The 12,574-nt window shown below is 58.7% G+C and carries 15 protein-coding genes; 1 reads left to right on the top strand and 14 read right to left on the bottom strand.

The window, feature by feature from the left end:
- From ACR3ES_RS16485 to ACR3ES_RS16545, 13 genes are all read right to left on the bottom strand, one after another.
- A complete protein-coding gene (locus ACR3ES_RS16485; RefSeq protein ID WP_170433422.1) occupies positions 1 to 174 on the bottom strand; it encodes a hypothetical protein in 174 nt (57 codons plus the stop codon).
- The gene (locus tag ACR3ES_RS16490) at positions 174 to 779 is read right to left on the bottom strand and encodes an NADH-quinone oxidoreductase subunit C (RefSeq protein WP_170433421.1); all 606 of its coding nucleotides are present in this window, start codon (positions 777 to 779) and stop codon (positions 174 to 176) included. The genes ACR3ES_RS16485 and ACR3ES_RS16490 overlap by 1 nt, the downstream gene beginning before the upstream one ends.
- Before the next feature lie 11 nt (positions 780 to 790).
- Entirely contained in the window at positions 791 to 1,324 is a 534-nt protein-coding gene (locus ACR3ES_RS16495; protein ID WP_170433419.1) for a NuoB/complex I 20 kDa subunit family protein, read from the bottom strand.
- Positions 1,315 to 1,680, bottom strand: a complete 366-nt coding sequence (locus ACR3ES_RS16500) for an NADH-quinone oxidoreductase subunit A (RefSeq protein WP_170433418.1) — start codon at positions 1,678 to 1,680, stop codon at positions 1,315 to 1,317. The genes ACR3ES_RS16495 and ACR3ES_RS16500 overlap by 10 nt, the downstream gene beginning before the upstream one ends.
- A 186-nt stretch (positions 1,681 to 1,866) precedes the next feature.
- Entirely contained in the window at positions 1,867 to 2,655 is a 789-nt protein-coding gene (locus tag ACR3ES_RS16505; protein ID WP_480423899.1) for a crotonase/enoyl-CoA hydratase family protein, read from the bottom strand.
- A gap of 9 nt (positions 2,656 to 2,664) precedes the next feature.
- A complete protein-coding gene (locus ACR3ES_RS16510; RefSeq protein ID WP_170433414.1) occupies positions 2,665 to 3,519 on the bottom strand; it encodes a hydroxymethylglutaryl-CoA lyase in 855 nt (284 codons plus the stop codon).
- A 31-nt stretch (positions 3,520 to 3,550) separates the two neighbouring features.
- Positions 3,551 to 4,216 carry a glutathione S-transferase family protein gene (locus ACR3ES_RS16515; protein WP_170433412.1) on the bottom strand — a complete coding sequence of 222 codons (666 nt, stop codon included), beginning with the start codon at positions 4,214 to 4,216 and terminating at the stop codon, positions 3,551 to 3,553.
- Positions 4,209 to 6,146 (bottom strand): acetyl-CoA carboxylase biotin carboxylase subunit, encoded by a 1,938-nt coding sequence (locus tag ACR3ES_RS16520; protein ID WP_170433410.1) that lies wholly within the window; start codon positions 6,144 to 6,146, stop codon positions 4,209 to 4,211. The genes ACR3ES_RS16515 and ACR3ES_RS16520 overlap by 8 nt, the downstream gene beginning before the upstream one ends.
- A gap of 3 nt (positions 6,147 to 6,149) precedes the next feature.
- Entirely contained in the window at positions 6,150 to 6,575 is a 426-nt protein-coding gene (locus ACR3ES_RS16525; protein ID WP_170433408.1) for an ASCH domain-containing protein, read from the bottom strand.
- A gap of 8 nt (positions 6,576 to 6,583) precedes the next feature.
- Entirely contained in the window at positions 6,584 to 6,853 is a 270-nt protein-coding gene (locus tag ACR3ES_RS16530) for an elongation factor Tu (protein ID WP_170433406.1), read from the bottom strand.
- Positions 6,854 to 6,856: 3 nt separating this feature from the next.
- Positions 6,857 to 8,464: a carboxyl transferase domain-containing protein gene (locus ACR3ES_RS16535; protein WP_170433404.1), complete on the bottom strand. Its 1,608-nt coding sequence runs from the start codon at positions 8,462 to 8,464 to the stop codon at positions 6,857 to 6,859.
- A 2-nt stretch (positions 8,465 to 8,466) separates the two neighbouring features.
- Positions 8,467 to 9,006: a hypothetical protein gene (locus ACR3ES_RS16540; protein WP_480423902.1), complete on the bottom strand. Its 540-nt coding sequence runs from the start codon at positions 9,004 to 9,006 to the stop codon at positions 8,467 to 8,469.
- Positions 9,003 to 10,529, bottom strand: a complete 1,527-nt coding sequence (locus tag ACR3ES_RS16545) for an AMP-binding protein (protein WP_170433400.1) — start codon at positions 10,527 to 10,529, stop codon at positions 9,003 to 9,005. The genes ACR3ES_RS16540 and ACR3ES_RS16545 overlap by 4 nt, the downstream gene beginning before the upstream one ends.
- A 136-nt stretch (positions 10,530 to 10,665) precedes the next feature.
- Between ACR3ES_RS16545 and ACR3ES_RS16550 the strand changes: the two genes are divergently transcribed.
- Positions 10,666 to 11,271: an OmpW family outer membrane protein gene (locus ACR3ES_RS16550; RefSeq protein WP_170433398.1), complete on the top strand. Its 606-nt coding sequence runs from the start codon at positions 10,666 to 10,668 to the stop codon at positions 11,269 to 11,271.
- Between the two features lie 54 nt (positions 11,272 to 11,325).
- On the opposite strand, the gene ACR3ES_RS16555 is transcribed toward ACR3ES_RS16550, so the two are convergent.
- The gene (locus ACR3ES_RS16555) at positions 11,326 to 12,489 is read right to left on the bottom strand and encodes an isovaleryl-CoA dehydrogenase (protein WP_480423903.1); all 1,164 of its coding nucleotides are present in this window, start codon (positions 12,487 to 12,489) and stop codon (positions 11,326 to 11,328) included.
- Positions 12,490 to 12,574 lie beyond the last annotated feature (85 nt).

Raw genomic sequence — 12,574 nt, forward strand, 5'->3', positions numbered from 1 at the left:
TCAGCGGCGCTCCAGCTCTTGCAGTTTCAACCCGACCCACCACAACAACGCGATCGTGCCAAACGGGATCAGGCACAGCAGGCACCAGTATTTGTTGATCCCAAAAAAGGGTAGAATCTTGACCATCGGAATGATGGTCAGCGCAGAAAGGATCAGCCACCAGATACCACCCATTACTCCGTCTCCTGCTTCTCATCTCCCGGCAGAATGTAGCTCGCACCCTCCCAGGGGCTCATAAAATCGAACTGTCGGTACTCTTGAACCAGACTGACTGGCTCATAGACCACGCGCTTTTGCGCTTCGTCATAGCGCACCTCGGTATAGCCGGTTGTCGGGAAGTCCTTGCGCAACGGATGGCCGCGGAAACCATAGTCGGTCAGGATGCGCCGCAAATCTGGATGGCCTGAGAACAAAATTCCAAACATATCAAATACTTCCCGCTCGAACCAATTGGCTGAGGGATGCATGTCGGTGATCGACGGCACCATATCTTCCTCTCGGATCGATACCCGCAGCCGGATGCGCTGGTTCTGATACATCGACAGGAAATGATACACCACATCGAACCGCTTGGCGCGTTCCGGGTAGTCGACACCGGTGATGTCAACCAGGGTCGAGAACTTGCAGCTCGGGTCGTTCTTGAGGAATTCGATGAACTCCACCAGGTTCGACAGGGCGACATCGACATTCAACTCGCCATGGGTGACATCCCAAGACAGAACACAATCCGTCCGCTTGAGTTCCAGTTGCGCGCCAAGTTCGTTGAGTGCGTCGCTCATCAGCCTCCTCCTCAGCGGACAATTGTGCCGGTGCGGCGAATTTTGCGTTGCAACTGCATCAAACCGTACAACAGAGCCTCTGCCGTCGGCGGGCACCCGGGAACATAAATGTCCACTGGCACGATGCGGTCGCACCCACGCACGACAGAGTAGGAATAATGGTAATACCCGCCACCATTGGCGCAGGAGCCCATCGAAATCACGTAGCGCGGCTCGGGCATCTGGTCGTAGACCTTGCGCAGTGCGGGCGCCATTTTGTTGGTCAGCGTACCGGCCACAATCATGACGTCCGACTGGCGAGGAGACGCGCGAGGCGCGATCCCGAACCGCTCAGCATCATAGCGCGGCATCGAGGTATGCATCATCTCAACGGCGCAGCAGGCCAGACCAAAAGTCATCCAGTGCAGCGAGCCGGTGCGGGCCCAGTTGATGATGTCCTCGGTCGAGGTCAGAAGAAAGCCCTTGTCCTGCAACTCGGCGTTCAGGGCCTGTGTGGCGACCTCTTTGTCAACGTCAGCGGTGTTTGCCCCTGTCATCACTCCCATTCCAGCGCCCCTTTCTTCCACTCATAGGCAAACCCTATGGTCAGAACGCCCAGGAAAGCCATCATCGACCAGAAACCCACATTGCTGAGATCCTTGAACCCCACCGCCCAGGGGAACAGAAACGCAATCTCAAGATCAAAAATGATGAACAGAATCGCAACCAGATAGAAGCGAACGTCGAATTTCATCCGCGCATCGTCGAACGCGTTAAATCCGCATTCGTAAGCACTAACTTTTTCCGGGTCAGGATTGCGGACGGCCAGCACAACGGCCGCCAGAATCAGAACGATTCCAAGGCCGACAGCCACGGCCAGAAACACCAGAATCGGGAGATATTCCCTCAGCAGGTCTTCCACTATTAGCTCCTTTCTTGCGCGCCCGTATTAAGGGTGCGCCGTCAATTGGCGAGTTGACTGGACATTCTGTATCCCCACGGGGTCAGAGGGTCAACCAAACACACGCGCACACCGGATCAAACCTTTGCCGGACACTTGCGGCAACAAGGACAGCGAACGCTTCGACTGCAAATCACGCAGACATGGCTAAACTTCGTTGTTCCACGCAGGTTTACGTTTATCGAAGAACGCCGCGATTCCCTCGTGCGCCTCCTTGGTCTCCCAACGTTCGACCAACATCTGAATGGTATGATCAATTGCGGTGTCGTCAATACATGGACCCAGGGTCGCGACAAGCTTTTTGGCCGAGGCAACGGCGCCCGGTGCGCAGGCCAAATACGGCAATACTTCTGCCTTGACGGCATCCTCGAAGTGCGCGGCAGGCACGGCCCTGGCCAACAACCCAAGCTCGACGGCCTCTGCCGCGTCGAACAGCCGCGCAGACATGAACACGCGGCGGGCTTTTGCCTCACCCATGCGGGCAATCACATACGGACCTATGGTTGCCGGGATCAGCCCAAGCTTGGTCTCGGTCAGCCCCATTTTCAGACTGTCTACACCAATTGCCACATCACACACCGATGCCAACCCGACACCGCCGCCAAAAGCATTGCCCTGCAGCGCACCAACCAGCGGTTTTGGCAGCGTATTGAGGGCCTGCAACATTTCGGCCAATTTACGGGCTTCGCGGAACCTAGTGGCAGAATTTGCCGCCATCTGGTCCTGCATCCACCCCAAATCGCCACCGGCGCAAAAGCTCTTGCCACTACCGGTCAAAACAACAACGCGAACGGCGTCGCTGCTGCCGAGTTCTGCTGCCGCCTGTGTTAACTCCGCAATCATTTGGGCCGACATGGCATTATGCTTGTCCGCGCGGTCCAGCAAAACAGTGGCAATACCGCGTGCATCGATTGTGACTTTGATCGTTTCGAACATGTCTACACCTCAGCCTTGCCGCATCGCCCGCGCCATCTGCGCCGCTTTCTCAAGAACGCCTGCGTCCAAACCAGTTTGATATCCCAACCGCTCAAGATGCGCGGCCACCGCCTCGGTCGCGACATTGCCGGCGGCACCAGGTGCATAGGGACATCCCCCCAACCCACCAACGGCCGCATCAAACACCCGAACGCCCAGAGCCAATGAGGCGTCGATGTTATCGATAGCGCGGCCATTGGTGTCGTGGAAATGCCCGGCCAGCCGGGTGACGGGCACGCGTTCCCTCACTGCCAGCAGCATATGGGCGATTTTGTCTGGCGTACCCTGCCCGATCGTGTCCCCCAACGAGATTTCATAGCACCCGTGCGAGAACAGCACATCCGCAACTTCCGCCACCCTCTCTGGTGGTGTCGGTCCGTCGTAGGGGCAGTCCGTCACGCATGAAACATAGCCGCGCACTGGCAGATCGATGTGCCGCGCTGCCTCAAGGATCGGAACGAACCGTTCAATCGACTCGGCGATGCTTGCATTGATATTTGCCTTCGAGAAGCCTTCGGACGCGGAGGCAAAGACCGCAATTTCGTCAGCCTTGGCCCCAATCGCGTCCTCATACCCCCGCATATTCGGCGTCAGAGCGGCGTATCGAATACCTGGCTCGCGCGCGATGCCGGCCAGAACATCTGCACTGCCTGCCATCTGGGGCACCCATTTCGGAGAGACAAAACTGGCGACCTCGATCCGATTAAAGCCGGCGCGGCTGAGGCAATCAATCAGCGCCACCTTCTCGGCCACAGGGATTTCGCGCTTTTCGTTCTGCAAACCGTCACGCGGCCCAACTTCGAATATCTCCACGCGTTCCGTCATCAAGACCCCTCCTTGAGCTGCGGACGATCCATCACCTAGTCGCCTTTTTTACTGACCCCTTCGGACCTCCATCCAGCGCTGTAAATGTATCCGATACCTTGCGTCGCTCGGACAAGACCGTCCACCACTCGTTCAGCTTTGGTCTGGATTGCAGCATGGTCCGGGCATCCGGCACGCGACGAAACGCATCGATCATCGGAAACAGAATCCAGTCGGCAGGCCCAAAGCGTGTGCCGTTGAGCACAACGGCCTCTTCCGCAACCTCTTCAAATGCGTCCAGCACGCGATCCGCTTGCGCAAACCCGGCGGCAATCTCAGCGTCGTTTGGCACCTCGCCCATTGCCGGAGCAAACACAGCATGGGCATAGACCTGTCGTACCAATGGCCAATAGGCATACGCGTTCACCATGCTGGCCACCTGAGCCGCCCGCGCAAGATACAGTGCCTTGGCGGTGTGGTCGTTGGGTCCAGAGTCTCGAAACCGCGCCTCAAGGTAGGTCAGAATGGCCCAGGTCTCGTAGATGCGGAGATCGCGCGTCTCCAGCACCGGCACGTGCCCAAACGGATGATTGGCAACTTGGTCCTGAAACGGATCCACGTCCTGCCAGTTATAGTCCAGCGTCAGTTCCGCCAAAGCCATTCGCACCGCGCGTGTATAAACACTGTGGCGATAGCCGATGAGCCGAAGGTCACTCACCGCCGTCTTCCAATCGGACCAGAGCGGCCCCGGCTTCAACCTGTGCGCCCGCTTCAGCCAGCACCTCGGCGACAACGCCGTCCCGGGCGGCCAGCAAGGAGTGTTCCATTTTCATGGCTTCCAGAATGGCCAAACGGTCTCCTTCTTTGACCGCTTGGCCCGCGCCCGCAAATACGGCTTTGACCAGCCCGGGCATCGGCGCCTCGATTACGTTAACGTCCCCCATCGCACCAGCATCGCGATCCAACGGATCAGCAATTTCAAACACTTGCCCGTGGTACTCAAAAACGGTGATATTGGCGCCCGAGATGGCGACATTGGGAATTGGCAGGCCATCCAACAGCCACCGCCCATCGCGGCGCTGAGCAATAACGGTCGTATTTCCAACCTGCCAGATTTGCCGATCTGGCCCGTCGACTTGCACATCCAGGTCGATGGTTTCTTCATTTCGTATCAACTGAGCCGCACGATGCAGCGGTGCCCACAGCGTGAAACCAGCCTCGCCTGTCACCTCAGTCAGCCCAAGCGCGTGCATTGCCGCTGCGACGTAGCTTGCCGGGGCAATCTCGGCCGGCCGCACCAGCGTGTCCAGATCGCGGCCAATCAATCCGGTATCCACATCCCCAGATGCAAACCCCGGATGACGCGTCAAAGCACCTAAAAAAGCCAGGTTGGTAACGGTTCCCGCAACCTCGGTTTGGTTCAGAACCCGGTGCAGGTGTTCCAGCGCCACAGCCCGCGTCGGCCCATGCACGATGACTTTGGCGATCATCGGGTCGTACCACGGGCTGATCGCATCGTCCGCGCGCACGCCACTGTCGGCCCTGCACCCTTCTGGAAACCGCAGATGGGTCAGCGTGCCCGTTGCGGGTAAAAAGCCCTTGGGCACGTCCTCGGCATACAAACGGGCCTCAAACGCGTGGCCATCGATCATCAGGTCGTCTTGGTGTCGCGGCAAGCTTTCACCAGAAGCCACCCGCAATTGCCATTCGACCAGATCCACGCCGGTGATCGCTTCGGTCACCGGGTGTTCCACCTGCAGGCGCGTGTTCATCTCCATGAACCAGAACCGATCCGGGCGTAGTCCGTCCGAGGCGTCGACGATGAACTCCACCGTTCCCGCCCCCTTGTAGCCGATGGCCTCAGCCGCGCGCACGCCGGCCTGACCCATCGCCGCGCGCATCTCGGGCGTCATACCAGGGGCCGGAGCCTCCTCGATCACCTTCTGGTGGCGGCGCTGGAGCGAGCAATCCCGTTCAAACAGATGCACCGCATGGGTGCCATCACCGAACACCTGCACCTCGATATGGCGCGGCTTGGCGACAAACTTTTCGACCAAAACCGCGTCATTGCCAAAGGCCGTTCGAGCCTCACCCTGCGCACTGTCCAAGGCGGTCGCAAAGTCCTCTGGCCGCTCGACCAGCCGCATGCCTTTGCCACCCCCGCCTGCAACGGCCTTGATCAACACCGGATACCCGATCGTGTCCGCCGCGCCGGCGAGGTGCTCGGGGTCCTGATTGTCGCCGTGATAGCCAGGCACAACCGGCACGCCGGCCTGCTCCATCAGGACCTTGGCCGCGTCCTTGAGCCCCATCTTGCGGATTGCGTCCGCCGAAGGGCCAATGAAAGTCAGCCCGGCAGCGTCAACCGCTTCGACGAAATCCGGGTTTTCCGACAAAAACCCATACCCCGGATGGATTGCCTGCGCGTCCGTATCCAGCGCTGCCTGAATGATCACATCGCCTTTGAGGTAACTTTCAGCCGGAGCCGCACCGCCAATGTGAACGGCCTCATCCGCCATCTGAACATGTTTGGCCGTCGCATCCACATCGGAATAGACGGCAACACAGGACACACCCATCTTCTGAGCGGTTTCAATGACGCGACAGGCGATCTCACCCCGGTTGGCTATCAGGATTTTGTTGAACATGCCCTAGCCCCCAGTTGCAAGATCTTCGATAAGACGAAACCGTTCGCAAACCAGTTCCATCTCAGGATCAAACCCGCCATTGCGTTCAAAGTACCGGCGATGGTCGTCCCGCCATCCCGCAAGCGTTTCATTTTCGCCTTCCGCCAGTGCAAATTCCTCGGATACGTCGCAGTAGCGGCAGATCGTCACCTCGACGGTTTCAATGACCAGAGCCGGACGGTCGTCCCACTCCAAGGCGATATCGCGGCGGCCAACCACCGGAATATCCTCGCTTTCTTCCAAGTAATCGCGCAGCGCGCCGCAGGTGGCGGTTTTGACCCCAGCACGCACCAATGCCAAGAGTTCAGCACTCAGGACAGCATTGTCGCCAAACTTGAATGTCTGTGCGCCGGGGTATCGTGTTTTCACATCTTCAAGACTGTTGCTCATAGCGCCCCCTAAGTCGTCCGAATAATTGTTTTGTGGAGGTCTTTTCCTTTTGGCATCGGCAAATCCGTCAATATCGCTGCATACGGAGGAACCTTTCTGCCCGTAAGGCATGAGCGATCCCTAATCCCAGGTTCACAGACCTCAAGAACCACGGCTTCACCCAGATCCGTTTCAAACCGCTCACCTTTTTCGAGCTCTCCGGCCACATCTGAGAGCCAAAGAACCGTTCCCTTGCCCGGAAGGGAGAATACATCTTGAATACTCGCAGTAAACGGCATGACCTACATCCTGAACACGCCGAAACGTGTCTCCTCAATCGGGGCGTTCAGCGCCGCGCTCAGCGACAAGGCCAGCACGTCGCGCGATTTGCGCGGGTCGATGATGCCGTCATCCCATAGGCGCGCCGACGCATAAAGCGGGTGCGATTGCTCCTCGAACATCTCCAGCGTCGGGCGCTTGAATTCAGTCTCTTCTTCGGCCGTCCACGTGCCACCCTGCCGCTCGATCCCGTCGCGTTTGACGGTCGCAAGAACGCCTGCGGCCTGCTCGCCACCCATCACCGAAATTCGCGAATTTGGCCAGGTCCACAGGAACCGCGGCTGGTAAGCACGCCCAGCCATGCCGTAATTCCCGGCCCCAAAAGAGCCGCCCACCAGCATAGTAACTTTCGGTACCGAGGTCGTGGCAACAGCTGTCACCATCTTGGCCCCATGCCGCGCTATGCCTTCGTTTTCGTATTTGCGACCGACCATAAAGCCTGTGATGTTTTGCAGGAACACCAGCGGGATACGACGCTGAGAGCAAAGCTCGACAAAATGCGCGCCCTTCTGCGCGGCCTCGGAAAACAGCACGCCATTGTTGGCGATGATCCCGACAGGGCAGCCTTTGACATGGGCAAAGCCGGTCACGAGCGTTTCGCCAAAGCGCGGCTTGAATTCATCGAAGCGCGACCCATCGACCAGCCGCGCAATCACTTCGCGAATATCGTATGGGGTGCGCAGATCAGCCGGTACCACACCCAGAATTTCTTCTGGATCATAGGCGGGCTCTTCGGGCGCCTCGAACTGTAGGCCGGGCTTCAGCCCGGCACTACCCAGTGATCCAACCGCGCGTCGCGCCAGCGCAAGCGCGTGCGCATCATCCTCGGCCAGATAATCCGCCACACCCGACAGGCGCGTGTGCACATCACCACCGCCGAGGTCTTCGGCGCTGACAACCTCGCCCGTTGCGGCCTTGACCAAGGGCGGCCCGGCCAGAAAGATCGTGCCTTGCTCTTTCACGATGATTGTCACATCCGACATCGCAGGCACATAGGCCCCGCCCGCTGTACATGACCCCATCACAACCGCGATCTGAGCGATCCCTTTGGCGCTCATCCGTGCCTGATTATAGAAGATGCGGCCAAAGTGATCGCGGTCGGGAAAGACCTCATCCTGATTGGGCAGGTTCGCACCCCCACTGTCGACCAGATAGATGCAGGGCAGATGGTTTTCCTCAGCAATCTCCTGCGCGCGCAGGTGCTTCTTGACGGTCATCGGATAGTATGTGCCACCCTTCACGGTGGCGTCATTGCACACCACCATGACCTCGCGCCCCTGCACTCGACCGATCCCGGCGATCACCCCGGCACAAGGTGCGGCATCGCCATACATCCCATGCGCCGCAGTCGCGCCGATTTCGAGAAACGGAGACCCCGGATCCAGCAGGTTCGCCAACCGGCGACGCGGGAGCATCTTGCCCCGAGAGACGTGCCGCGCGCGGGATTTTTCGCCCCCGCCCATGCGGGCGGCTTCTGCGGCGGAGGAGATTTGCGCCAGTGCGTCGAGATGGGCTGCACGGTTTGCTTTGAAGCCCTCAGAGGTGGGCATGGCTTTGGATGAAAGCTTCATATCTAAGGTACCTGTTTTTCTTCAGCACGTTCAGCCGCACGTTGGAGAATTCTCAGCGTGAGCCAACCAGCCAACGCGTCCGCATAACCACAAGCAACCTGCTCAGAGACGCCCTCGATCTGAATATCTTCGCAATCAGTTATCGCTGGTGCAAATTGCTCCAATACTTCACCGTAGAATATTCTCTTTGCATCTCTTAATACCTCTCGCGCGGTAGGAGGGAGTTCATAACCGAGACGGTTTTTTGGGGGGATTTGAGACCGTTCCGAGACCGTTTCGTCGCGCATCCAATTGGAAACCACGGAAACACATCTTTCGGCCTCAGCACTCGGATCCGCCAAATCACACATCCTATGACTATGCCTGATACATTCCACATCCATAGGAAGCGCATAGTCGACATTTGGGACCAGATCGCTGCAAGCTCGCAAAAATGCGACTGTATCAAAACTGTCGGGGCTAGCTGCCTGAGATTTTGTTACCACGCTAACTGCAGTCAGCGCAGTCGCCAAAACAAACAAGTTTCTCAATTTGAATATCACCTGTTCAATTCCCCCGCCGCCCGCGCCTTCAACTCCTTCCGGATCACCTTCCCGGTCACTGTCATCGGCAACTCTTCCAGAAACGCCACCTCCCGAGGATAAGAATACTGCGCCAGCCGGTCCTTGACCCACTCCTGCAACTCCTGGCCTGAGGCCTCGGCCCCAGGTTTCAACACCACATAGGCCTTCACGATCTCGGTCCGCAACGGGTCCGGTTTCCCAACCACGCCCACCGTCGCCACCGCAGGGTGGGTCAGCAGGCAATCCTCGATTTCGGCCGGGCCAATGCGGTATCCGGCTGAGGTAATCACGTCATCATCGCGACCGACGAAGCGCAGATAGTCGCCCTCCCAAACACCGCGATCCCCGGTGATCAGCCAATTCCCCCGGAATTTCTCGGCCGTCGCTTGTGGATTGTTCCAATATTCCAAAAGCATCGAGGCCGATCCACACCGGATGGCGACGTCGCCCTCTCCATCCGTCCGCGCTCCATCTTCATCAATCACCGCCACCTCATACCCTGGCACCGGTTTGCCGATGCAGCCGGGGTTCACGGGGAAATCCTCGGCGCAGGAGGACACGACCATGTTGCACTCAGTCTGGCCGTAGAACTCGTTGATCGTCAGACCAAAGGCCTGCTTTCCCCAAGCCAGCATCTCTGCCCCGAGCGGCTCGCCCCCTGAGGCGACCGAGCGCAGACCCGGTATCCGTTGATCCGCCGCCTTGAGCATCCGCAGCGCGGTCGGTGGGAAAAACACGTTCCGCACCGCTCCGCGCTCAATGACGGCGGCGCAGGCTTCGGGCGTGAACTTGTCCAACCGCGCCGCGACAACCGGAACCCCCAGCGCCAGACCCGGCATCAGGACATCGAACAACCCGCCGATCCAGGCCCAGTCGGCGGGCGTCCACAGGCAATCGCCGTCGCGCAGGTGATTGTGGCTGATCGAAACACCCGGCAAATGGCCCGTCAGAACCCGGTGTCCATGCAACGCGCCTTTGGGACTGCCGGTGGTGCCGGATGTATAAATCAGGACTGCCGGGTCCTCCGGCCCTGTTTCGGCGTACGACAGCGGAGCACCGGGCACGCCGATTTCGGATGCGATCAAAGGGTCCGAGAGATCACCGAGCAGCTCGGACCCTTCAGTGTCTGTCAAAACGATCTCTGCGCCAGCATCCTGAATGCGCGACCGCAGCGCGTCCTGTTTGAACAGTTTGAACAGCGGCACGGAGATCGCACCGAGTTTCCAAATCGCCAGATGCGCCGCCGCGCACCAGGGCGACTGGCTCAGCAAGACGCCCACACGGTCCCTGGGCTGAACGGTTTGCAGAAGGGCGCGGGCAATGCCATCCACCATTTCTGCCAGCTCAGCAAAGGTAACACGGACCGCGTGCTCGCCCGTCAAGTCCACTATCGCCACGCGATCGGGCTGCTGCGACAGGCACTGCCGCGCCATGTTCAGTTGCTCAGGAACGTCCCAGCTACCATCAAAACGCAAACCGGGTATGCACTCAGCTGGACGCATGGGGCTTTTCCATTCGGTTTTGGCCAGATGTGCGACAGGTTGACCCACCCAAAGTCACAAAAACTTGATGCAGATCAGAGTGTTCGGGGCGTGAGGCAGCCACAAAGGCGCTGTCACTCAAACCAAGGGCATGAACATGACAAAGAAACTCGCCGCTTTGACTCTTTCTACCGCATTGGTTGCGCTTGCTGCGCCCGCCATTGCCCAAAACCAGGGGGACTGGACCATCGGAATCGGGGTCGGTTACCTTGACCCGAAATCCGACAACGGTACGGTTGCGAGCTTTGACGCGGACGTCGACTCGGACACCCGCCCGATCTTCACCGCCGAGTACTTCATCCAGGATAATCTGGGCATCGAACTGCTGGCTGCAACGCCGTTTAGCCACGACATCACCCTCGGGGGCAGCGTGGATGCCGGCAGCACCAAGCACCTGCCGCCGACCCTGTCGCTGAACTACCACTTCCCGACCAACAGCGCCTGGAAACCTTATGTGGGTGCCGGTCTCAACTACACGATCTTCTTTGATGAAGAGTCGCCCCTGGGCGATCTGGAGCTCGACAATTCCTTCGGCGTCGCTCTGCAGGCCGGCCTCGACTACATGGTTACGGACAAAGGTGCTGTGCGTCTGAACGTCCGCTGGTTCGATATCGACTCGGACGTCACGCTGAACGGTGCCGATATCGGCACCGCCGAAATCGATCCCTGGCTGATCGGCGTATCCTACGTCCATCGCTTCTGATCCTTTTTACGAAACGCCCTGCAGGTCTTACGACCGCAGGGCGTTTTTCTTTGCTCAGAGCATTTCGTTCATCATTTCACGACCAACCAGCATCCGGCGGATTTCGCTGGTGCCTGCTCCGATTTCCATCAGCTTGGCATCCCGGAAAATCCGGCTGACTGCGGAATCAGACAGGAACCCTGCCCCACCCATAGCCTGAACGGCCTGATGCGCCTGCACCATCGCCTGTTCCGAGGCATAGAGGCAGCATGCGGCCGCATCCTGACGGGTTACATCACCACGGTCGCAGGCCTTCGCCACTTCATAGACATACGCCCGCGCTGAATTCATCGCGGTGTACATATCTGCGATCTTACCCTGCATCAGTTGAAAGCTTCCGATCGGTTTGCCGAATTGCTTGCGCTCGGCCAGATACGGCATGATTTCGTCCAGGCAGGCGGCCATGATTCCCGTCCCTATCCCGGCCAGTACAACGCGCTCGTAATCCAGCCCCGACATGAGAACGGCCACCCCTCTGCCCTCTTCACCCAGCACGTTTTCAAAGGGGACCTCGACATCTTCAAATATCAGCTCTGCGGTATTTGATCCGCGCATGCCCATCTTGTCGAAATGGGGTGAGGTCGAGAACCCGGTCATCTCTTTCTCGATCAGAAACGCCGTGATCCCCTTGGATCCGGCATCGGGATCAGTCTTGGCATAAACAACCAGTGTGTCCGCATCCGGCCCGTTGGTGATCCAGTATTTGTTGCCGTTCAATCGGTAGTGATCATTCCGCTTTTCGGCGCGCAGCTTCATCGACACGACATCCGACCCGGCGGACGCCTCGGACATCGCCAACGCGCCCACGTGGTCCCCGGATATCAAGCGCGGCAGGTATTTCTGCTTTTGCTCTTCGGTTCCGTTCAGTTTAATCTGGTTGACGCACAGGTTCGAATGCGCCCCGTAAGACAACGAAACCGAGGCAGAGGCCCGCGCGACCTCTTCGACCGCAATTGTATGCGCGAGATAGGACATGTCCGCCCCGCCATACTCTTCGGGGACAGTGACCCCCAACAGGCCAAGCTCGCCCATCTCTTTCCACAACTCGTTCGGAAAGGCGTTCGATTGGTCAATCTCAGTGGCCATCGGTTTGACCCGCTCCTGCGCCCAGCGATGCACCATCTCGCGCAGCGCGTTCACATCTTCACCCAGATCGAATTGCATCGTCGTCGTGAACATAAACGCTCTCCTCCTCCGCGTTAATGAACAAGTGTTCAATAACTAAGTAGCAGCGAATCTCCAGCCGGTCAATCATTGCCGGCGA

It is taken from the genome of Ruegeria sp. B1 (assembly GCF_056535885.1).